This window comes from Dissulfurirhabdus thermomarina (genome assembly GCF_012979235.1).
Taxonomy (GTDB): Bacteria; Desulfobacterota; Dissulfuribacteria; order Dissulfuribacterales; family Dissulfurirhabdaceae; genus Dissulfurirhabdus; species Dissulfurirhabdus thermomarina.
On sequence record NZ_JAATWC010000003.1, the window covers coordinates 204,964 to 226,474 of the forward strand.

The window sequence follows — 21,511 nt, forward strand, 5'->3', positions numbered from 1 at the left end:
GCCACCGGACCGCAGAGGAGATCGGCCCCCCGGAGACGCCTAGCCCTCCGAGGCGCCGGGGAGGGGACAGGGCCCCCCGGCGCAGCAGACCTCCACGTCGTAGGCGTTCAGGATGCGCAGCTCCCGCTCGCGCCGATCCTCCGGGAAGGGCTCGAAGCGGATGGAGGGAAGCCGCCCGGAGATCTCCGCCCGGGTGGGGACGGCCGAAAGCCCCGTGCCGATCACCTTCCCGGTGGCGGTGTCGAGGACCTCGGCGTCGCGGCCGTTGGTGACCACGGCGAAGGGGATCCGGACCTCGGGGTCGAGCACCCGGGCCGCCGCCACGGCGGCCCGCTCGCGGGTCACCAGGGAACCCGGCCCGTAGCGGACCACCATGACGGGGCGGTCCGCCACCCGGACCACGAAGTCGATCCGCGAGGTGACGAACCGTCCGGCGAAGAGGGTCTCGATCCGGCACCGGGGGGTGATCTCCTCCCGGGCGAAGCCCTTCTCCTCCACCAGCATCCGGGCGATGGCCTGGCGGAAGCGCTCGTCGTCGGTGTCCGGGAGTTCCTCCCCCGTCAGGTAGTCCCGGAGGGTGCCGTAGACCAGGTGGTGGGTGGGGACGTCGGCCACGGCGGCCTCAAGTCCGGCCGCGGGCCTCGAGGGCCAGCTCGATGAGCCGGTCGAGGAGGCGCGGGAAGGGCAGCCCCGCGGCGGCCGCGGCCTGGGGAAAGAGGCTCGTCGGGGTCATGCCCGGGATGGTGTTGGTCTCGATGGCGAAGATCTCGCCCCGCTCGGAGAGCATCATGTCGGTCCGGCTGTAGCCCCGGAGCTGAAGGGCCCGGTGGGCGGCCAACGCCACGGCCCGGGCGTGTTCGGCGGTCTCTTCCGGAAGATCGGCCGGGCAGGTCTCGCGGGTGGCGCCGGGGCGGTACTTGGCCTCGTAGTCGAAGAAGGCGTAGCCCTCCCCCGGGACGATCTCCACCAGGGGCAGGGCCTCGAGCTCGTCCAGGCCCAACACTCCGCCCGTGATCTCCCGCCCGGGGACGAAGGCCTCGGCGATCACCTTCTCGTCCCACTCCCATGCGGCCTCCAGGGCGGGGCCGAGCCCCTCCGGCTCGGTGACCTTGGCCATCCCCACGCTGGAGCCCTGGGTGGCGGGCTTGACCATGAGGGGCAGGCCGAGCCCCTCCAGCACGGCCGCGAGGTCGCAGGGGCGCCCGCGGCGGAGCAGCACCCACCGGGGGGTGGGGATCCCCGCCTGCTCGTAGAGGAGCTTGGTGACGTGCTTGTCCATGGCCAGGGCGCTGCCGAGGACGCCGGCGCCCTGGTAGGGGAGGTCGAGGAGGTCGAGAAGGCCCTGGATGGTCCCGTCCTCGCCGTAGCGGCCGTGGAGGAGGATGAAGGCCACGTCGAGGTCCGGCGCCTCGGCCACGAGGCGGGCAAGGTCCGTGGCGGGATCGTAACGGCGGACCTCGTAGCGGGCCGGGTCGAGGGCCGCCTCCACCCCGGCCGCGCCGGCCAGCGAGACCTCGCGCTCGGCGGACCTGCCGCCGCAGAGGAGCGCCACCCTCAGCCGCTTGCCTTCGCCCATCGCCGCCTCCCATGCATCCTGTCGTGCGCCGGCCGGAGCCCGGCCGCGCCGACGCCCGGTTGCCACGGCCGCACTGTGGCATTATTTAGCACGGAGCACCCCTCCTGGCAAAACCCGCGAGAGGAGACCGGATGCCCCCTTCCCCCCGGCCGCCGGCCCACCTGGCCGGTCTCAACCCGGAACAGCTCGCCGCCGTCCGCCACCGGGGCGGGCCCCTCCTCGTGGAGGCCGGCCCCGGCACCGGCAAGACCCGGGTCCTCGCCGCCCGGGCGGCGGACCTCCTCTCGGACGGCACCGCCCGGGCCGGCGGGATGCTGGCCGTCACCTTCACCAACCAGGCGGCGGCGGAGATCCGCGGCCGGATCGCCGCCTGGACGGGCGGAACCGAGGTCCGCGTGGCCACCTTCCACGGCTGGGCCCTCGCCTTCCTGAACGAGGCCCTCGGCGCGGCGGCGCCGGCCCCCGTGGACGAGGCGGACGCACGGGAACTCTGCGCCGAGGCGGCCGCGGAGATCGGCCTCTCCCCCGCGGAGGGACGACGGCGGTGGCCGGAGGTCTCCACCGGCCGGCAGCACCACCCGCCCCGACTCCCGGACGAGACCCTCGCGCGCCTGGCGGCCGCCTACGAGGCCCGCCTCGGGCGGGACGGGCTCACGGACTTCGACGGGCTCATCCTCCACGCCCTCCGGCTCCTGGGGGATCCCGGCCGTAGGGCGGCCCTGCGCCGGGCCCTGCCGATCCTGCTGGTGGACGAGTTCCAGGACGTCAGCCCCGCCCAGTACGAGCTGGTCCGGGCCATGGCGGCCCCGGGCGGGGAGGTCACCGTGATCGGCGACCCCGACCAGGCCATCTACGGCTTCCGCGGGGCGAGCCCCGCCTTCATGGCGCGGTTCCGCCGCGACTTCCCCGGCACCACGGTGGTGCGGCTCCGGCAGGCCTACCGGTGCCCGCAGACCTTCCTCGACGCCGCCGGGGCCGTGCTCGGGGCCGAGGCGGGGCGGCTCCGGGCCGACCGCCCGGAAAGGCCCCGCCTGGAGGTGCGGGCCTTCGCCGACCCCGGGGCCGAGGCCCGGTGGATCGCCCGGGCCGTGGAGGGGGCGGTGGGCGGGCTCAGCCACGACGCCCTGGACGCGGGGACGGCCGGCGGGGACCGCCTCCGGAGCCTCTCGGACGTGGCGATCCTCTACCGGGTCAACGCCCTGGCAGACCCGGTGGCCGCGGCCCTGGCCGCCTCGGGGATCCCCTTCCAGCGGGCCGACGCCCGCTCCCCCCTGGACCACCCGTCCGTCCGGGCCGTCCGCCGGCTCTGGGAGGCCGCCTGCGGCCGCCGGGTGGCGTTCCACCTGGACCGGCTGCCCGGCGGGAGGGCGGCCTGGGAGGCCCGGCTCCCCGGCCTTCGCGTGGAGCTCCACGGCCGGTCCCTGGGCGGCGCCCTTCCCCGGCTCCTGGAGGCCCTGGACCTCGACCCGCGGGACCCCGCCCTGGAGGCGCTCGCCCGGGTGGCGGCCCGGATCCCCCCGGGGGCCGACCCCGCCCCCGCCCTCGGCCACCCGGCGGACCTCGTCGCCCCGGACCTCGAGGCGGTGCGCCTCCTCTCCCTCCACGCCGCCAAGGGCCTCGAGTTCCCGGTGGTCTTCGTGGCGGGCTGCGAGGCGGAGGTCCTCCCCTGGCCCGGCGCCGACCCCGAGGAAGAGGCCCGGCTCTTCTACGTGGGCCTCACCCGGGCCTCGGAACGGCTCGTCCTCTGCCACGCCGGCCGGCGCCGCCTCCACGGCCGCCGCCTCCCGGGCCGGCCGAGCCCCTTCCTGGACCGGATCCCCCCCGCCCTCCGGGAGGCCCGGGGCCCCGCCGCACCGGCCGGGCGCCGCCGGCCCCGGCAGCGGACCCTCTTCTAGCCCGCGCCGCCGGGGGCCACAAGGCACCGCCAGGCGGTGTAGGCCAGGTAGGCGGCGAGCAGCGCCGCCCCCTCCAGCCGCACGATGGACCGGGAGTTGGAGATCGACAGCGGCAGCAGCACCCCCGACATCGCCGCCAGGAACCAGAGGTCCCAGTGACCGCCGGGCGGCACGCGGATGGGCCGGATGACCGCGGTGACCCCCCCCACGAAGAGCAGGTTGAAGATGTTGGAACCCACCACGTTGCCCACGGCGAGGTCCGCCTGGCCCCGCAGGGTGGCCATGGCCGAGGCGACCAGCTCGGGGAGGCTCGTTCCCACCGCCACCAGGGTGAGCCCGATGAGGGCCTCGGAGACATGGAAGGCCCGAGCCAGCCCCACGGCGCCATCCACGGCGAGCCGCCCGCCCCCCGCCAGGGCGACGAGGCCGACGCCCGTGAGGCAGAAGGCCCCCGCCGCCGCCCGAAGGCGCGGCGCCCCCGCCTCCCGGGCCTCCCGCAGCAGGGCGTCGTCCGGGCGGTTGCGGAGGACGTCCGCCGCCGTGTAGTAGAGGAAGACCCCGAAGAGGAGGACGAGCACCAGCCCGTCAGCGCGGTCGTAGGCCTCCGGGAGCCCCCGGAGCGCCCCGTCGAAGCCCAGGACCAGCGCCGCCGCGGTGGCGAGCAGCATCATGGGGATCTCCCGCGTGATGATGACGCCCCGGATCCGGATGGGCCGGAGGAGGGCCGACGTGCCGAGGATCAGGCCGATGTTGGCGAGGTTGGAGCCCACGATGTTCCCGAAGCAGACCCCGCCCCGCCCCGTGACGGCGGCGGCCACGTTCACCGCCAGCTCCGGGGCGCTGGTCCCGAAGGCCACAACGGTGAGCCCCACCACCACCGGCGGGACCCCCGCCTCCCGGGCCAGCGCCGAGGCGCCGCGCACCGTGACCTCGCCCCCGCCCACGAGCAGGGCGAGGCCGAGGAGCAGGAGACCGGCGTCGATGAGCATGGAGGGATCCTCTCGGGGCGGCCCGGGTCGATGAAAAAAAGGAACGGCCGGGACCGTTCCTTTGGTGGGCCTTATGTGGAGCGGGAAACGGGATTCGAACCCGCGACTTCAACCTTGGCAAGGTTGCACTCTACCACTGAGTTATTCCCGCTCACGGGTCGAAAGCGTCCATAAAATAAAGGACGTCCGCGAGGGCTGTCAACCCCCGCCGCCCCCCGTGCCAAGGGGCGGGGCCGCCGTTCCCTCCCGGGCGTCCCACGTCCCGCCCAGGCTGAAGCGGCGCATCCAGCCGGGGATCTCGGCGGCGGGCAGCGGCGGGCTGACGACGAACCCCTGGACCATGTCGCACCGGAGCCGGCGAAGCGCCTCCAGGGTGGCGACGTTCTCCACCCCCTCGGCCACCACGCGGAGGTCGAGGTTGTGGGCGAGGTCGATGGTGGACCGGACGATGGCCGCGTCGTTCTCCTCCTCCACCATGTGGCGCACGAAGGACTTGTCGATCTTGATCTCGGAGGCCGGCAACTGCTTGAGGTAGGCGAAGGAGGAGTAGCCGGTGCCGAAGTCGTCGATGGCGAGCCGGAGCCCGATCCGGTGGAGGGCCGAGATGACCTGGAGGGCCCGCTCCGGGTTCAGCATCATGCTCCCCTCGGTGAGTTCCACCATGAACCGGGAGGGGTCGCCGCCCTCGAGGTGGAAGATCCGTTCCACCTTCCGGGGGAAGTCCACGTCCTGGAGGTCCTTCACCGAGAGGTTCACCGAGACGGTGAGAACGAGGCCCTCGTGCCGCCAGGCGGTGGCCTGGCGCACGGCGTGCTCGAAGACCCAGAGCGTGAGGGGCCGGATGAGCCCGGCCTGTTCCGCCAGGGGGATGAAGGCGTCGGAGTAGAGGAGGCCCTTCTGCTCGTGGGGCCAGCGGACCAGGGCCTCCACCCCGCGGACCCGGCCGGTGGCAAGATCCACCTTGGGCTGGTAGTGGAGGTCGAGGCGGCCCTTGTCGATGGCCTGGCGAAGCTCCCCGATGAGGGTGAGCCGCTGCCAGGTGTACTGGTCGTGCTCGGCCCGGTAGACGGCCAGGGTCTCGCCGGCGCGCTTGGCCTCGTACATGGCGACGTCGGCCCGCTGGAGGAGGATCTCGGCGTCGTCGCCGTGGTCGGGGAAGAGGGCGATCCCGACGCTCGCCCCCACGTTCAGGCTGTGGCCCTCCACCATGAAGGGCTCGGCCAGGGCCTTGGCGATCTTCTCGGCCACGGCCGCGGCCTCGGAGACGCCGGCCCCGATGAGCACCACGGCGAACTCGTCGCCCCCGAGGCGCGAGACGGTGTCGGAGTCGCGCACCGCCTCCCGCAGCCGGGAGGCGGTGAGCTGGAGGATGTAGTCCCCGTAGAAGTGGCCCAGGGCGTCGTTGATCTCCTTGAACCGGTCGAGGTCCAGGAGGAGCACCGCCACGGCCTCGCCCCGGCGCCGGGCCAGGCTGATGGCCTGCTGGATCCGCTCGTGGAGGAGGGCGCGGTTGGGCAGCTCCGTGAGGTCGTCGTGGAGGGCCCGGTACCGCTCGAGGGCGGCGATGCGCTGGATGTTGCGGATGCTGGCGAGGCTCATCCGCACCACCAGGATCACGAAGATCCCGCCGCCGCAGAGCACCAGGGCCACCACGAGCTCCACGGGCCCGGCCCCGCTCCGGGCCACCTCGACGCCGAAGAGGACGTAGCCCACCATGAAGGCCATCACCAGGGCGCCCAGGGCCTTCCAGCGGCGGCACTGGTAGACGTCCCCCTCGCAGATGGAGCGGATGGGCGGCAGGGAGACCCCGAGGAGGAGGGTCCCCACCACGGTGAGGACGAGGGAGATTATCTGGAGCGTCATCTGGCCTTCGCGTCGCAGCGGGCTGGAGCCGGGGGCGCCGGGTGTCGGAAAGGGCCTTTTCTTAATCTTTCTTCGGACTCTTGTCAAAAACCGATGAATCCGCCGGGCGGGGCGGCTGGCCGGGGGCGGGGCGCCGTGGTAGATTTCCCCTGCCGGCGGGGACCACGTGCCGGCGCCGTTCCATGACGGAATCCCGCCTCGACGACTTCCTCCGCGCCCTCGAGGCCGCCCCCCGGCTCGGCCGCCGGGTGGTCCACCACGAGGTCATCCCCGCCCGGGCGGCCGGGTTCGCGGAGCCGGTCCGGCCCCTTCCCGGGCCCCTCCGGGCGATCCTGGACCGGGCGGGCGTCGGCGCCCTCTACCGGCACCAGGCGCGGGCCCTGGACCTCGTCCGCTCCGGCCGCGACGTGGTGGTGGCCACCCCCACCGCCAGCGGCAAGACCCTGGTCTACAACCTGCCCGTCCTGGAGCAGGTGCTCGCCGATCCCGACAGCCGGGCCCTCTATCTCTTTCCCCTGAAGGCCCTGGCCCAGGACCAGCTCCGGGCCCTCGAGGCCCTCACCGCCGGCTGGCCCGGGCCGGCCCGGCCGACGGCGGCGGTCTACGACGGCGACACATCCCCCTACCGCCGGCGCCGGCTCCGCGAACGCCCTCCCAACGTGCTCCTCACCAACCCCGAGATGCTGCACCTGTCGCTCCTGGCCCACCACCCGAGCTGGGCCGCCTTCTGGGCCGGCCTCACCCACGTGGTGGTGGACGAGGTCCACACCTACCGCGGGGTGCTCGGCTCCCACATGGCGTGGGTCCTGCGGCGCCTCGAGCGGGTGGCCGCCCGCTACGGCTCGCGCCCGGCCTACGTCTTCAGCTCCGCCACCGTGGCGAACCCCGCGGAGCTCGCCCGGAACCTCACGGGCCGCCCGGCCGAGGCGGTCACGGAGAGCGGCGCCCCGGCGGGCGAGCGCCACGTCCTCTTCCTGGACCCGGAAGACGGGGCGGCGGCCGCGGCCATCCAGCTCCTCCGGGCCGCGCTGGAGCGGCGGCTCCGGACCATCGTCTACGCCCAGTCGCGCCGGCTCACGGAGCTCATCGCCCTCTGGGCCGCCGAGCGCTCCGGCCCCTACCGGGACCGCATCAGCGCCTACCGGGCCGGGTTCCTGCCGGAGGAACGCCGGGAGATCGAGGCCCGCCTGGCCCGGGGCGACCTCCTGGCCGTGGTCACCACCAGCGCCCTGGAGCTCGGGATCGACATCGGGACCCTGGATCTGTGCCTCCTCGTGGGCTACCCGGGCACCGTGATGGCCACCTGGCAGCGGGGGGGGCGCGTGGGCCGGGCCCGACGCCCCTCGGCCGTGGTGCTCATCGCCCAGGAAGACGCCCTGGACCAGCACTTCATGCGCCACCCGGAGGACTTCTTCCGCCGCCCGCCCGAGCCCGCGGTCCTGAACCCCGACAACCCCGTCATCGCGGCCCGGCATCTGGAATGCGCCGCCGCCGAGGCCCCCCTGGCAGCGGACGAGGCCCTCCTGGCCTCCCCGGCCGCGGCCCGTGTCGCGGCGGACCTCGAGGCCCGGGGCCGCCTCCTGCGGAGCGCCGACGGCGCCCGGCTCCACGCCGCCCGGCGGCGGCCGCACCGCGGGGTGGACCTCCGGGGCGCCGGGGGCGCGCTGCACATCGAGGACGCGGCCACCGGCGAGACCATCGGGCGGATCGACGAGTACCGCGCCCACCGCGAGACCCACCCGGGCGCGGTCTACCTCCACCGGGGCGTCACCTACCTCGTGGAGGAACTCGACCTCGAGGGGCGGAGGGTGCGCGCCCGCCCGGCCCGGGTGGACTACTTCACCCGGGTCCGCGGCCGCAAGGAGACGCAGATCCTCGAGGTCCTGGACCGGCGGCCGGCGGCCGGGACCCGGGTGGGGCTCGCCCGGATCCGGGTCACCGACCGGGTGACGGGCTACGAGCGCCGGCGCGTTCGGGGCCAGGCCCTGCTCACCGTGGTGCCGCTGGAGCTGCCCCCGCGGGTCTTCGAGACCGAGGGCCTCTGGATCGAGGTCCCCGCCCCGGTGCAGGCCGCGGTGGAGCGGGCCTTCCTCCACTTCATGGGGGGCATCCACGCCATGGAGCACGCCGCCATCGGGATCCTGCCGCTCCTGGTGCTCGCGGACAGGAACGACCTGGGCGGGATCTCCACGCCCCGCCACCCGGACCTGGAGACCGCCGCGGTCTTCATCTACGACGGCGTCCCGGGCGGCGTGGGGCTTTCGCGCCTCGCCTTCCAGCGGGCCGAGGACCTCTTGGAGGAGACCCTCCGGGCCGTCCGGGACTGCCCCTGCGAGCTGGGGTGCCCCTCCTGCGTCCACTCCCCGAAGTGCGGCTCGGGCAACCGGCCCATCGACAAGGCCGCCGCCCTGGCCGTCCTGGAGGGGCTCTGCACCGGGCGGGCCGCCGCCGCGGAACGGCCGGCGCCGCCGAAGCCGCCGCCCCCCCCGGCGGCTCCCGGGCCGGCCGAGCGCCCCCGGGCACGGCCGGCGCGCCCTTCGCCCCGCTTCGGGGTCTTCGACCTCGAGACCCGCCGTTCCGCCGAGGAGGTGGGCGGCTGGCACCGGGCGGAGCGCATGGGGGTGAGCGTCGCCGTGCTCTACGAGGCGGAGGGGGACGCCTTCCATGTCTTCACCGAGGAGCGGATCCCGGAACTCGCGGAGCGGGTCCGGGCCCTGGACCTCCTGGTGGGCTTCAACGTGAAGCGCTTCGACTACCGGGTGCTCGGCGCCTACGGCGGCCTCGACTGGCACGCGCTGCCCACCCTGGACATCCTGGAGGAGGTGCACCGCCGGCTCGGCTACCGACTCTCCCTGGACCACCTGGCGGCCGAGACCCTCGGGGCGCGGAAATCCGCCGACGGGCTCCAGGCCCTCCGGTGGTGGCGGGAGGGCCGGATGGACCTCCTGGCGGCCTATTGCCGCGAGGACGTGCTCCTCACCCGCGACCTCTACCTCTTCGGCCGCCGAAACGGCTACCTCCTCTTCCGGAACAAGGCCGGGTCCCGGGTGCGGATCCCGGTGGCGTGGGGCCCGTGAGGCCGCCCCTCGCCGCCGCCTGCGGCCTCTGGCTCGCCGCAGCCGCGGCGGCCGCCGCGGCGCCCCCGCCGCCGGTGGTGGACCTCCACTGCCACGCGGCGGGCATCGGCGCCGGGGGGAGCGGGTGCTTCGTCTCGGCGGCCCTCCGCCGGAACTGGCGCTTCCCCGTCTTCCTGCGGGCCTTCGGGGTCACCGAGGGGGATCTCCGCCGGGAGGGCGACGCCCTTCTCATCCGGCGCCTTTCGGAGCGCCTCGCCGCCGCGCGCCTCGTGGACGCCGCGGTGGTCCTGGCCTTGGACGGGGTGGTGGGGCCGGACGGCGCCCTGGACCGGGAACGGACCGAGATCTACGTGCCCAACGCCTTCGTGGCACGCGAGACCACCCGCTTCCCCAACCTCCTCTTCGGGGCCAGCATCAACCCCTACCGGGCCGACGCCCTGGAACGGCTCGACCGGGCCGCCCGCCAGGGGGCCGTTCTGGTCAAGTGGCTGCCCGACGTCCAGCTCATCGACCCCGCAGACCCGCGCCTCGTCCCCTTCTACCGCCGGCTGCGCGAGCTGGGGCTCCCGCTCCTGGTGCACACGGGGCTGGAGCGCTCCTTCACCCGCTCCCGGGACGACCTCGGCGACCCGGCCCGGCTCGAGCTCCCCCTCCGGGAGGGGGTCACCGTCATCGCGGCCCATGCCGCGGCCAACGGCGCCCGCGGCGGCCGCCCCTACCAGGAGACGCTCTTCGTCCTCCTCGCCCGCTACCCGAACCTCTACGCCGACGTCTCGAGCCTCACCCAGGTGAACAAGCGGGCGGGGCTCTTCCGGCTGCTCCGCCGGCCGGAGCTCTTCCCCCGCCTGGTCTACGGGACGGACATGCCGCTGATCGCAACCCCCCTGGTCTCGCCCCTCTTCTTCGCCTTCCGGGTGGGGTGGCGGGACCTCTGGGCCGTGCTCCGTGAGCCGAACCCGTGGGACCGGGACGTGCGGCTCAAGCGGGCCCTGGGGTTCCCCGGGGCGGTCTTCACCCGGAGCGCCGAGGTGCTGGGCCTCGTCCGGGGGGCGGACGGGCGGATCGAGAAGAAGGGGCGGGGCGAAGCGCCCCGATGATGGGAGCCCCCGCCCCCGGCGCGCGCCGGAACGGCACAGGAAGAGCCCGGCCTTTGGACCGGGCGGGAAACGGCCGGCCGGTGGAAGGGCGGCAAGAGGCGGGTGGGCCGGAGGCCCCGCGCCCGTCACGAGAAGAGGCGCTCGAGATCCTCCCGCGTCAGCTCCCGGACGGGGTTCCGCCCGCCGGCCAGCACCGCCCGGACCGCCTCCTGCTTCCGCTCCTGGAGGGCCCGGACCTTCTCCTCCACCGTCTCCGCGCTGACCAGCCGGTAGGTGAAGACGCGCCTCTCCTGCCCGATCCGGTGGGCCCGGTCCACGGCCTGGGCCTCCACGGCGGGGTTCCACCAGGGATCCACCAGGAAGACGTAGTCCGCGGCGGTGAGGTTGAGCCCCACCCCGCCGGCCCGGAGGCTGACCAGGAAGACCGGAACCTCCCCGGCCTGGAAGCGGGCGATGCGGCGTGCCCGGGCGGCCCGCGGCGTTCGCCCCTCCATGGACTCGAAGGGGATCCCCGCGTCGGCGAGGGCTTGGCGGAGCAGGGCGAGAAAACTCGTGAACTGCGAGAAGACCAGGGCCCGGTGCCCGCCCTCCACGGCCCCCCGGACGAGCTCCATGAGCTTTTCGAGCTTGCCGGAACCCGCCGCCTCCGCCCCCACGAGGCCCGGGTGGACCGCCGCCTGCCGGAGCCGCAGGAGCCCCTCGAGGACCTTCATCCGGGCCCGGGCAACCCCGCGCCGGTCCACGGCGGCCAGCACCTCCCCCCGGTAGTGGTCCCGGAGCCGGGCGTAGACCCGGGCCTGCCCCGGGGTCATGGGGCAGGTGACCACGTGCTCCACCTTCTCGGGCAGTTCCGCCGCCACCTCTTCCTTGGTGCGGCGCAGGACGAAGGGCCGGACCAGGTCCCGGAGCGCGGCGGCCGCCGCCGGGTCCCCCGCCGCGAGAGGCCGGACGAAGTTCCGCTCGAACCGGGCCAGGGGCCCCAGGAGGCCCGGGTTCAGGAACTCCATCTGCGACCAGAGTTCCCCGGCGTGGTTCTCGATGGGCGTCCCGGTGAGGCAGAGCCGGTGGCGGGCCCGGAGGAGCCGCACGGCCTTGGCCGCCTGGGAGGCGGGGTTCTTGACGGCCTGGCTCTCGTCGAGGACCACGTAGTGGAAGGGGATCTCCCGGAGCCGGGCGATGTCACGCCGGAGCACCCCGTAGGTGGTGACGAGGAGGTCCGGCAGCAGGCCCGAAAGGCGCCGGTCGCGCCTCGGGCCGGCGTGGACCCCGGTCTCGAGGGCCGGGGCGAAGCGCCGGGCCTCCTCCACCCAGTTGTGCACGAGGGAAGTCGGGGCCACCACCAGGGAAGGGCCGCGGCCCCGCTCCCGGAGGAGCCAGGCCAGGACCTGGACGGTCTTTCCGAGCCCCATGTCGTCGGCCAGGATGCCGCCGAGGCCGAAGTCCTTCAGGAAGCCGAACCAGCCCAGTGCCTCGCGCTGGTAGGGCCGGAGCCGGCCCCGGAACTCCCGGGGGGCCGGGAGGGGCCGGATCCCGGTGAACCCCTCGAGGGCCCGGCGCATCTCGTCGAACCGGGCGTCCGTCTCCACCTCCGCCGCCTCGGCGAGCATGGCGTCGAGGAGCAGGGCGTGGGAGGATCGGAACCGGAAGCCCCCCTTGGCGCCGCCCGTGGCCTCGGCCAGCTCCATGGCCGGGGCGTGCCGGGCGAACCACTCTTCCGGGAGGAGCCCCACGGACCCGTCGTCGAGGCGGACCAGGCGCCGCCCCTGGAGGTAGGCCCGGACGGCCCGGGGCAGCGGGACCTGGACGCCCCCGAAATCGAGCGTGCCCCGGAGGTCGAACCAGTCCACTCCGGAGGCCACCTGGAGGCGGCGGATCCGCCCGGCCCGGAGCGGACGGCCGCCCTCGGCCTCGACGTGCCAGCCCTCCGAGGCCAGTTCCCCGAGGGCCCTCGCTGCGGCGGCGAGGCCGCACTCGAAGCCGCCGTGCGCCAGGGGGCGGAACCCCGCCTCGCGGAGGCGCCCGGCGGCCGCCGCCTCGGCGGAGAGATCCCGCGCGATGCGCCGCCACCTCCCGGCGTCGAGGATCTCCCCGGCCGGGTCGCCCGGGTCCGCCACGAGGCCCTCGTAGGAGAAGGTGAGCCCGGCCTCGACCCGGTCTTCCCTGAGCCGCACCACCAGCCGGGGCTCGGGCCCAATGCCCCGGACCAGCGGCGGGGCGAGCCGCCCCTCGACCCGCACCGGGGGCAGGCCGGAGACCCGCTCCGCCCACGCCAGGAGGTCGGCCAGTTCCTCCCGGGGCACCGGCACCCCCGGCCGGGCCAGCAGGCGCCGGGCGACCCGCGGGTCCACGTCCGCCAGGACGTGGAGGCGGCCGCCGGCCACGAAGAAGACCGGCCGGGTGCGGAAGACCTCGGCCACCTGCTCCGGCCCGGCGGTCTCGCCGGAGGGGAAACAGAGGACGGGCGCCAGCAGGGGATCGCCCTCCGGGTCGCCGGGCGGCGGGGCGAGCCGGAGCTCGAGGCGCACCCGGCCCGGGCCGCCGGGGCGCAGGGGATCGGCCAGGACCTCCTCCCCCCGGCTCACGCGGCAGCGGCCCGTCTCGGCCAGGAGCGGCAGCAAGACCTCGAGGTCGCGCGGCGACGGTGCCACCCGCTCGAGGTGCCCCGGGCCCAGCCGCCAGCCGCCCCCGTACACCCCCTGCACCCGGGCGACGTCGGAGAGCACGGCCAGCAGCGTCCGGTCCGCCCGGGGAAGGTCGCCGCGGTCCAGGGTGGCGGTTCGGAGGCGCCGGGGCCGTCCCGGCCGCCCGTCCTTCCGGACGTAGCGTTCCTGCACCGTGAGGGTGGGCACCGGCTCCACCTGGAGGTGGTACTCCAGCCGGAAGGTGCCGGGGGCGCCCTCGGGCTCGGTCCCGGGCCCGGAGGGGGCCCACAGCCCCGGGTCGAGGACCTGGCGCCAGTCTTCGGGGGGAGCGACGGCCGCGGCGGGCCGGCGGCCGGCCCGGTCGGCCTCCAGCAAGGCGGCCCAGAGATGCTTGCAGAAGAAGCCCTGGCGGAAGAAGGGACAGGTGCAGCCGAGGTCCACCGCCAGGGGCGCAAGCGGGTCCCGCTTGGCCCACACGGCGTAATCGCGCTCGCCCTGGACCACGCCCCGAATCTCCGCCGGCGAGACGCGCTCGAGATGCACCCGCCCCTCCCGGGCGTAGCGCTCCCCCCGGCCGCGGATCACCGGGAGGAAAAGGGGCCGGACCGCGTCGCACCAGGAGAGGCCGCCGGTTTTGGGTTTTTGCAGGTTTGCGCGTGCCATGGGCGAAGGGCCCCCGGCCTCCGGCCCGGGGAACTACCTATTATAATCCGGGGGCGGCCGGTGAAGAAGGGTGGCGGCCGATCCCGCCGGGGCGGCGGGATCGGCCGGTGTTGACGATGCCCGGCCCCATTGGTACATTCACGCCGTTCCGGCAGAGCGGGTGGCTGTCAATCCCGCCCAGGGCGGGATCGGCGGCTCGATGACAACTGAATATGTTCCCCGGTAGCTCAATCGGCAGAGCGGGTGGCTGTTAACCACTAGGTTGGCGGTTCGAGTCCGTCCCGGGGAGCCAGATTTCAATCCGCCAACTCTGGCGGTTCTTAGTTAACGCGAGGCCCCGTCGGGATGACCCGGCGGGGTCTTTGCTTTTCTCCTTGATTGACTCGGGCCGTCCCTGACCCTCGCCCCTTGCGGGGCGCGCCTTCGGCGCGTCCAAATCGGCTCTCCTGCCGATTTGTCACGCGGACTTACGGCCCCGCGTACATCCCCCTTGATTCTCCGGTTCGAGATGAAGCGCGTGGGGTCCAAGCGCAACCCCCACGGTTGCAGGCGCACCCACGCATATCCTCTTCGAACTCTCCGATTCTCCGTTTCACAGCCCGTCTTGTTTAACAGCCAGGTTGCAGGCGGGGTACCCACCCGACGTTTCGAACTCCCCTCCGGTAGGTAACCCAGCGAAGGCCGGCGCCGCGACCGGCGGCCCGGCCGAGTTTCCGGACGACACCGCAAAGGAAGGAGACACGGCATGCCGGCACGTGCCCGGGGTGCGCGTTCCGGCGGCGGTGCTGGAAGGCATCCTGGCGGTGCGCCGCTGCGGCCTCACCAACATGCTGGACCGGCCGGTGGTGGCGGACCTGGCGGAGAAGCTCGGCTTCCCCGATGCCGCCCGCTGGATCGAGACCCATCCCAGCGACTACGCCGAGGGCGTGTTCCGGGGCTTCGAGGCCGAAGAAGGAGGTGGGCGCTGATGTGCGGGCTGGCGGGCGTCATCTTCGGGAAGAAGCGGCGGCGCGCCGAGGAACGAGACCACCTGGCGTGGCTCTTCACCCGGCTCCTGGTCCTGAGCGAGAGCCGGGGCCCCCACGCCACCGGCGTCGCCTGGCTCAACCGCGACGGCGAGCACCGGCTCTTCAAGCGACCCGTACCTGCCGGGCAGTTCGTCACCGACAAGGCGTTCCAGGAGGTCCTGGCCGGGATGGACAACCGGGCCACCCTCCTCGTCGGCCACACGCGCTGGCGGACCCGCGGGGATGAGCGCATCAACCGCAACAACCACCCGATCCGGGCCGGGGACGTCATCGGTACCCACAACGGCACCATCTACAACGCCGACCGCCTGTTCCGGAGGCTCCGGCTGAGGCGCTTCGCCGAGGTGGACAGCGAGCTCCTCTTCCGCCTGGCGGACCGTGCCTTCCGGCACGAGACGCCGGACCTCGAGCGCTTCAAGCGCGACCTGGCCCTGTGCCGGGGGCAGATCACCGCCGTGCTGGCCTCCCGCCGCCGGCCCGGGACGGTCCTGGTGCTCAAGGGGAACAAGCCGCTCGAACTGCGCATCCACCGCCGTCACCGGGCGGCGCTCTACGCCTCGGATCCGGCCTTCCTCGACGCCGTGCTGGCCGACGAGCGTGGGTGGCGGCCGCTCCCGCTGGAGCCCATGACCATGCTCGTGTTCAGGCACGAGAGTCTCATGGAGTTCTCCAGGGAGTCGTTCACCTTCATCGCCCAGGGGAAGCTGTGATTGCGGATTTCGGATTGGGGATTGCGGATTATTTGCGTGATCGTGCGGTTTTAATGGAGGCGACAACCATTGAAAGGATTTCGTTTGCTTCGTTTTTCAAGTCGACCAAGCGCTTTTCGTCCATCAATCCGGCTTCCACGATCAGTTCCATCCAGTAGATGGATTCATCGCATTCTTCTTCGACGATTGCCATCTTTGCAACGAAGTCGGCGGGAGATTTGGCACGGCAAGCGGCGCGATAGTTTGCACCAACCGAGGTGCCGCATCGGAGCAACTGGTTTCCGATCACCTTCGCGGTCTGGTTTTTCGGCAGCGCTTCCACCAACCGGATCACCCTGATCGCGAAGGCCTTGGTTCTGTTTTTGAACTCATTCGCGTTCATGGAGGCAACATATGACATCTTCATTGAATCCTCAACCTTCCGATTGGGGATTGCGGATTGGGGATTGCGTATTAATAACAGGTCAAAACCGAAAGGATGCCCTTTCAATCCACAATCCGCAATCGTCAATCCACAATCGAAATGGTCCTCAAGCGGGGGTGCTGGAATCACGACCGGTTCTGCCGGGGCGTCCTCTCCGTGGAGGAGGCAGTCGTCCGGGGCCGCCTGTACGAGTTCCCTTCCGGCATCCCGGTCCTGGAGGTGCCCGAGGCGGACGTCCTGGCCTACGGCACCGCCGACCCGCTCGCCGACGTGGCCACACAGGCGCGCCTGGCCGCGGAGTTCGCCGCACCACGCGCCGCACACCCCGACCCCGGGGAGAACGGCGCCCCGGGCGGCCGTTGGGGCCCCGTGTACGGCGAGCTCCTGACCTTCGACGATCTCGAGACCCGCCTCCCGGCCATCGACCACCTCGAGGGCTTCCTGCCCGGCGGACCCAGCCTCTACAGGCGTGTGCTGGTGCCGGCAAGTACACGAGGACGCCGCGTCCTGGTCTGGCTTTACGTGGAGGGCGCCGGCAGGCGCCCTCCTGGCCGTCGGCTGGCGGATGGTGTCTGGCAAGCCTAGGGAAGGCGTCTCCCGGACAAATCGGCAGGACAGCCGATTTGGACGCACCGAAGGTGCGCCCGGAGGGTGCGAGCCAGGGATGGCGAGCATCAAATCTCTCGACATCAACTGTCACTAACTGTAAACTACGTCAGTTGGATGAGGTGCAATGACACGAAATCTGCCTTGTGGCCAGAGAGGTGCTTCCGATGGATGAAAAACCAGGCGCCGTCCTGACCATCGACGAGTTGTCTGCCTACCTGAAGATACCGAAGTCGACGCTCTACAAGCTCGTTCGGGAAGGCAAAGTCCCGTGCCAGAAGATTGGTCGCCATTGGCGCTTCCGGAAGCAAGCCATCGACCGCTGGTTGGAAGAGACGCACGGCGATACGAAAGACGGAGGAAACGAGTAATGGCGGAGCCCTTGGGGGATCAGGTCCTGCGGAAGATCGGTGAGGCTCGCGAGCTCTATCACCGCCTGATCCTGATGGTGGGCCCGGCGGGAAGCGGGAAGACGTCCGCGTTGCAGGAGGTGTCGGCCTCGACCTCCGCACCGCTCGTCAACGTCAATCTCGAGCTGTCTCGCCGGATGCTGGACCTGACCGAACGCCAACGGGCTCTGCAGCTACCGCGGCTCTTGGGCGAAATCGTGGGTGAAGCCACAGGCGAGCTGGTTTTGCTCGACAACATCGAGATCCTTTTCGATGTTCACCTGAAGCAGGATCCTTTGCGTCTGCTTCAGGGATTGTCCCGGAACAAGACGGTCGTGGCCGCCTGGAACGGATCCATCGTGGATGGTCACATGACCTACGCCGTCCCGGACCACCCCGAATACCGCCGCTACCCGATTCGCGATTTTCTGGTGGCCAGTCCGGAGGTGACGACATGAAGGAAACACAAATCGGCAGGACAGCCGATTTGGACGTGCCGAAGGCACGCCCGAAGGGCGAGGGCCAGGGACGGCCCGAGTCAAGAAGCGAAGCTGCAAGGGGGCATGTGCAATGAGATATGGAGACCTGATCCAATTCGAGCCCATCGAGTCCGTAGTCCAGCTACGGGATGCCGATGAGGCCGCAAGCGCCAGACAGCTGGTCAGCACCTATGTCATCTCCGACGAGATGGCCGAGAAGCTGACCGGCCTTGTGATCCCCCAGCTTCAGTTCGACCAGCCCGTCGATAACAAGGGGCTGCTTGTCGTGGGCAACTACGGCACCGGTAAGTCACACCTGATGTCGGTGATCTCCAGCATCGCCGAGCACGCGGACCTGCTTTCCGCCCTGGGCAACGCACAGGTGGCACAAGCCGCAGAGCGGATCGCCGGCAAGTTCAAGGTGGTCCGCACCGAGATCGGGGCCACCACCATGTCGCTGCGGGACATCCTCGTCGGCGAGCTGGAAGAGCACCTGGCCGCCATGGGCGTGACCTACACCTTCCCGGATGCCAGCCAGGTCCCCAACAACAAGCGGGCCTTCGAGGAGATGATGGCCGCGTTCCACCAGGAGTATCCGGACCATGGCCTGCTCCTGGTCGTGGATGAGCTGCTGGACTATCTCCGCACCCGCAAGGACCAGGAGCTGATCCTCGACCTCAACTTCCTCCGTGAGGTGGGTGAGGTCTGCAAGGACCTGCGCTTCCGCTTCATGGCGGGTGTGCAGGAGGCCATCTTCGACAGCCCCCGTTTCGCCTTCGTGGCCGACAGCATCCGCCGGGTCAAGGACCGCTTCGAACAGATCCTCATCGCCCGCAAGGACGTGAAGTTCGTCGTCGCCGAGCGCCTGCTCAAGAAGACCGGCGAGCAGCAGGCCAAGATCCGCGAGTACCTCACACCGTTCGCCAAGTTCTACGGCCACATGAACGAGCGGATGGACGAGTTCGTCCGCCTCTTCCCGGTCCATCCCGACTACATCGACACCTTCGAGCGCGTCACGGCGGTGGAGAAGCGCGAGGTGCTCAAGACCATCTCTCTGGCCATGAAGAAGCTGCTCGACCAGGAGGTGCCGGAGGACCGGCCCGGTCTCATCGCCTACGACAGCTACTGGACGAACCTGCGCGAGAATCCCTCCTTCCGCGCCGTCCCAGACATCAAGGCGGTGATCGATTGCAGCCAGGTTCTGGAGTCCCGCGTCACACAGGCCTTCACCCGGCCGGCGTACAAGCCCATGGCGCTCCGCATCATCCACGCGCTCTCGGTCCACCGGCTGACGACCGGAGACATCTACGCACCCTTGGGCGCCACGGCCGAAGAGCTGCGCGACGCGCTCTGTCTCTACCAGCCCGGCATCGAGGAGCTGGGCGGAGACCCGGCCGACGACCTCCTGTCCCAAGTGGAAACGGTCCTGCGCGAGATCCACAAGACCGTCAGCGGCCAGTTCATCTCCTCCAACCCGGACAACCGGCAGTTCTACCTGGATCTCAAGAAGACCGACGATTTCGACGCGCTCATCGAGAAGCGCGCCGAGAGCCTCGATGCCTCCCAGCTCGACCGCTATTACTACGAGGCCCTGAAACGGGTCATGGAGTGCACCGACCAGACCTACGTCACCGGCTACAAGATCTGGCAGCACGAGCTGGAATGGCTGGAGCACAAGGCGGCAAGACAAGGATATCTCTTCTTCGGCGCTCCCAACGAGCGCTCGACGGCCGTGCCGCCCCGTGATTTCTACCTCTACTTCATCCAGCCCTTCGATCCGCCGCACTTCAAGGACGAGAAGAAGGCCGATGAAGTGTTCTTTCGCTTGAAGCTTGCAACCACGGATAAACACGGATCAACACAGATGGAACAAGTAAATCCGGGTTCATCCGCGTCCATCCGTGGTTCTTATCCCGGCGATGAATTCCGGACCGCGCTGACGAACTACGCGGCGGCGCTGGACCTCGCGCCCACCTCGAGCGGCCACGCCAAAGCCACCTACGAGTCCAAGGCCACCGGATTCCTGCGGGACCTGGTGGGCTGGCTGCAGAAGCACATGACCGATGCCTTCGAGGTGACCTACCAGGGACGCACGAAAAGCGTCGGCGAGTCTTTGCGTCAAGCGTCAAGCGTCTTGAACCGTTTGGGAGGGGACGCGCGACGTTGGACGCGCGACGCGCAGACTCCGGGCGAAGCCCGGCTCAACTTCCGTGACCTGGTGAACACCATCGCCGGCATCGTCCTGTCCGCACACTTTCAGGACCAGGCGCCCGAGTATCCCTACTTCTCGGTGCTCATCACGGGCCAAAACCGCGAGCAGGCGGCACAGGACGCCCTGCGCGCCATCGCCGGACAGAATCGCACCAAGCAGGCGACCGCCGTGCTCGACGCCCTGGAGCTCCTCGACGGCGAGCGGCTCGATCCGTACCGCTCCAAGTACGCCACGCACATCCTGAACATCCTCAAGAAGAAGGGGCATGGCCAGGTGGTCAACCGCTCGGAGCTAATCCAGGAGGTCTACGGCGTCGAGTACTTCGCACCGGACAAGGGCTACCGTCTGGAGCCGGAATGGGCTGTCGTGGTCCTGGCCGCGCTGGTCTACTCCGGTGACTTGGTGCTATCGATTCCCGGCAAGAAGTTCGACGCCACCGGGCTGCCGCAGCTGGCCGCGACGAGCATCGACGAGCTGGCCCACTTCAAGCACATCGAGCGGCCCAAGGACTGGAACCTGCCCGCGCTCAAGGCACTCTTCGAGCTGCTCGGACTCACGCCGGGCATGGCGCAGCTCGTCACCCAGGGCAAGGAAGAGCCGGTCCAGCAGCTCCAGAAAGCCATCTCCGAGTACGTCGAACGTCTTGTTCGGGCGCAGCAGATCGTCCGGGAAGGGATCGTGTTCTGGGGACAAAACCTCATCAGTCCAAGGTCCGATGTCCAAAGTCCAAAGTCGGGCGACATTGGACCTTCGACCTTGGACCAGAGACTCAGCGCCTGCAAAGAATTTCTCGAATCGTTGCAGGCGTTCAACTCGCCCGGCAAGCTCAAGAACTTCCGCTACGACGCCCAGGAGGTGAAACGTCACGAAGACGGCCTGAAGGCCCTCTCGGAGATCGAGTCCCTGCAGGAGCTGGTGAGCGACCTGGGTCCGGTGGCCTCCTATCTCTCCACCGCCGAGGCGGTGCTGCCCACGGACCACGAGTGGGTGGAGCGGATGAAGGCGACACGGGACGCAGTGCTCGCGCAGGTGTCGGACCCGGCCCAGCGCACGTCCAGCGCTTTCCGTCAGCAGACCTTGCGCAAGCTCACCGACCTCAAGAAGTCCTACGTGCAAGCCTATCTCGCCATGCACACCCGTGCCCGACTGGGCGTGAACGAGGACAAGCGCAAGAGCGCGCTGATGGGAGACGAGCGGCTCAAGACCCTCTCGAGGCTGTCCACCATCGATCTGATGCCGCGCCAGCACCTGACCGATTTCCAGAACCGTCTGGCCGGCCTGAAGAGCTGCTTCGCGCTCACCGAGCAGGACCTCGACGCATCGCCGGTCTGCCCGCATTGCGGCTTCCGTCCTTCGGCCGAAATAGTCCGAGGTCCAAAGTCCAATGTCCAAAGTTACAGCGACCTTGGACCTGGGACCTTGGACTTTGGGCTGGTGAACGCTGCGGTTGTCTTAGACCAGCTCGACGATGAGCTCGACAAGATGATCGAAGATTGGACCGCGACGTTGATCACCAACCTGGAGGACCCGACCACCCGCGGCAACCTCGACCTGCTCAAGCCCGAGCCCAGGAAGCTGGTGGACGCCTTCCTCAAGGAGCGGAAGCTGCCCGAGGAGCTGGGCCAGGATTTCATTCACGCCCTGCAGGAGGTGCTCTCCGGGCTGGTCAAGGTCGCGGTGAAGACCGAGGATCTGCGCGCAGCCCTTCTCAAAGGCGGCTCACCGGCGACGCCGGCGGAGATGAAGAAACGCTTTGAGGAATACCTCGAAGAACTCACCAAGGGCAACGAGCAAGGGAAAGTTCGGATTGTTCTCGAATAAGTCCAAAGTCCAAGGTCCAAGATCCAAAGTCCAAGGTCAT

General features: G+C 70.9%; 15 protein-coding genes and 2 tRNA genes. 10 read left to right on the forward strand and 7 right to left on the reverse strand.

All coding sequences use genetic code 11. The annotated features are described in order from the left end of the window. Nucleotides 1-39: 39 nt before the first annotated feature. Together HCU62_RS05805 and HCU62_RS05810 are read right to left on the reverse strand one after the other, a co-directional pair. Complete coding sequence (locus HCU62_RS05805) at nt 40-615, reverse strand: type I restriction enzyme HsdR N-terminal domain-containing protein (protein WP_163298794.1); 576 nt, start codon at nt 613-615, stop codon at nt 40-42. 7 nt (nt 616-622) lie between these two features. Next, the gene (locus HCU62_RS05810; protein ID WP_163298793.1) at nt 623-1,576 is read right to left on the reverse strand and encodes a D-alanine--D-alanine ligase family protein; all 954 of its coding nucleotides are present in this window, start codon (nt 1,574-1,576) and stop codon (nt 623-625) included. A gap of 131 nt (nt 1,577-1,707) precedes the next feature. On the opposite strand from HCU62_RS05810, the gene HCU62_RS05815 reads away from it, so the two are divergent. Then, on the forward strand, nt 1,708-3,471 hold the full coding sequence (locus HCU62_RS05815) for an ATP-dependent helicase (RefSeq protein ID WP_169755493.1): 1,764 nt from the start codon (nt 1,708-1,710) through the stop codon (nt 3,469-3,471). On the opposite strand, the gene HCU62_RS05820 is transcribed toward HCU62_RS05815, so the two are convergent. From HCU62_RS05820 to HCU62_RS05830, 3 genes are all read right to left on the reverse strand, one after another. Next, nucleotides 3,468-4,460 (reverse strand): calcium/sodium antiporter, encoded by a 993-nt coding sequence (locus tag HCU62_RS05820; RefSeq protein WP_169755494.1) that lies wholly within the window; start codon nt 4,458-4,460, stop codon nt 3,468-3,470. The genes HCU62_RS05815 and HCU62_RS05820 overlap by 4 nt on opposite strands. Nucleotides 4,461-4,536: 76 nt before the next feature. Beyond that, nucleotides 4,537-4,611 (reverse strand) — tRNA-Gly (locus HCU62_RS05825). 47 nt (nt 4,612-4,658) lie between these two features. Then, nucleotides 4,659-6,323: a putative bifunctional diguanylate cyclase/phosphodiesterase gene (locus HCU62_RS05830; RefSeq protein ID WP_163299885.1), complete on the reverse strand. Its 1,665-nt coding sequence runs from the start codon at nt 6,321-6,323 to the stop codon at nt 4,659-4,661. Nucleotides 6,324-6,505: 182 nt separating this feature from the next. Between HCU62_RS05830 and HCU62_RS05835 the strand changes: the two genes are divergently transcribed. Beyond that, complete coding sequence (locus HCU62_RS05835) at nt 6,506-9,400, forward strand: DEAD/DEAH box helicase (protein WP_163297762.1); 2,895 nt, start codon at nt 6,506-6,508, stop codon at nt 9,398-9,400. Further along, entirely contained in the window at nt 9,397-10,497 is a 1,101-nt protein-coding gene (locus HCU62_RS05840) for an amidohydrolase family protein (RefSeq protein WP_374001929.1), read from the forward strand. Before HCU62_RS05835 ends, HCU62_RS05840 begins: the two co-directional genes overlap by 4 nt. Before the next feature lie 125 nt (nt 10,498-10,622). On the opposite strand, the gene HCU62_RS05845 is transcribed toward HCU62_RS05840, so the two are convergent. Continuing rightward, the gene (locus HCU62_RS05845) at nt 10,623-13,802 is read right to left on the reverse strand and encodes a DEAD/DEAH box helicase (RefSeq protein ID WP_163297761.1); all 3,180 of its coding nucleotides are present in this window, start codon (nt 13,800-13,802) and stop codon (nt 10,623-10,625) included. Nucleotides 13,803-14,018: 216 nt separating this feature from the next. On the opposite strand from HCU62_RS05845, the gene HCU62_RS05850 reads away from it, so the two are divergent. The 3 genes from HCU62_RS05850 to HCU62_RS05860 all read left to right on the forward strand — a co-directional run bounded on the left by HCU62_RS05850 (nt 14,019) and on the right by HCU62_RS05860 (nt 15,540). Then, nucleotides 14,019-14,094: transfer RNA gene (locus HCU62_RS05850), tRNA-Asn, on the forward strand. Between the two features lie 463 nt (nt 14,095-14,557). Next, a complete protein-coding gene (locus HCU62_RS05855; protein ID WP_309474773.1) occupies nt 14,558-14,770 on the forward strand; it encodes a DUF5049 domain-containing protein in 213 nt (70 codons plus the stop codon). After that, the gene (locus HCU62_RS05860) at nt 14,770-15,540 is read left to right on the forward strand and encodes a class II glutamine amidotransferase (protein ID WP_163298143.1); all 771 of its coding nucleotides are present in this window, start codon (nt 14,770-14,772) and stop codon (nt 15,538-15,540) included. Before HCU62_RS05855 ends, HCU62_RS05860 begins: the two co-directional genes overlap by 1 nt. A 28-nt stretch (nt 15,541-15,568) precedes the next feature. On the opposite strand, the gene HCU62_RS05865 is transcribed toward HCU62_RS05860, so the two are convergent. Beyond that, nucleotides 15,569-15,922, reverse strand: a complete 354-nt coding sequence (locus tag HCU62_RS05865; protein ID WP_163298142.1) for a four helix bundle protein — start codon at nt 15,920-15,922, stop codon at nt 15,569-15,571. 141 nt (nt 15,923-16,063) lie between these two features. Between HCU62_RS05865 and HCU62_RS05870 the strand changes: the two genes are divergently transcribed. The 4 genes from HCU62_RS05870 (at nt 16,064) to HCU62_RS05885 (ending at nt 21,471) form a co-directional block, all read left to right on the forward strand. After that, nucleotides 16,064-16,549 (forward strand): gamma-glutamylcyclotransferase family protein, encoded by a 486-nt coding sequence (locus HCU62_RS05870; protein ID WP_246325303.1) that lies wholly within the window; start codon nt 16,064-16,066, stop codon nt 16,547-16,549. A 188-nt stretch (nt 16,550-16,737) separates the two neighbouring features. Beyond that, nucleotides 16,738-16,941: a helix-turn-helix domain-containing protein gene (locus HCU62_RS05875; RefSeq protein ID WP_163298140.1), complete on the forward strand. Its 204-nt coding sequence runs from the start codon at nt 16,738-16,740 to the stop codon at nt 16,939-16,941. Continuing rightward, nucleotides 16,941-17,417: a BREX-3 system P-loop-containing protein BrxF gene (brxF, locus tag HCU62_RS05880; RefSeq protein ID WP_163298139.1), complete on the forward strand. Its 477-nt coding sequence runs from the start codon at nt 16,941-16,943 to the stop codon at nt 17,415-17,417. The genes HCU62_RS05875 and brxF overlap by 1 nt, the downstream gene beginning before the upstream one ends. Nucleotides 17,418-17,529: 112 nt before the next feature. After that, a complete protein-coding gene (locus HCU62_RS05885; protein ID WP_163298138.1) occupies nt 17,530-21,471 on the forward strand; it encodes a DUF6079 family protein in 3,942 nt (1,313 codons plus the stop codon). The last annotated feature ends 40 nt before the right edge of the window (nt 21,472-21,511 follow it).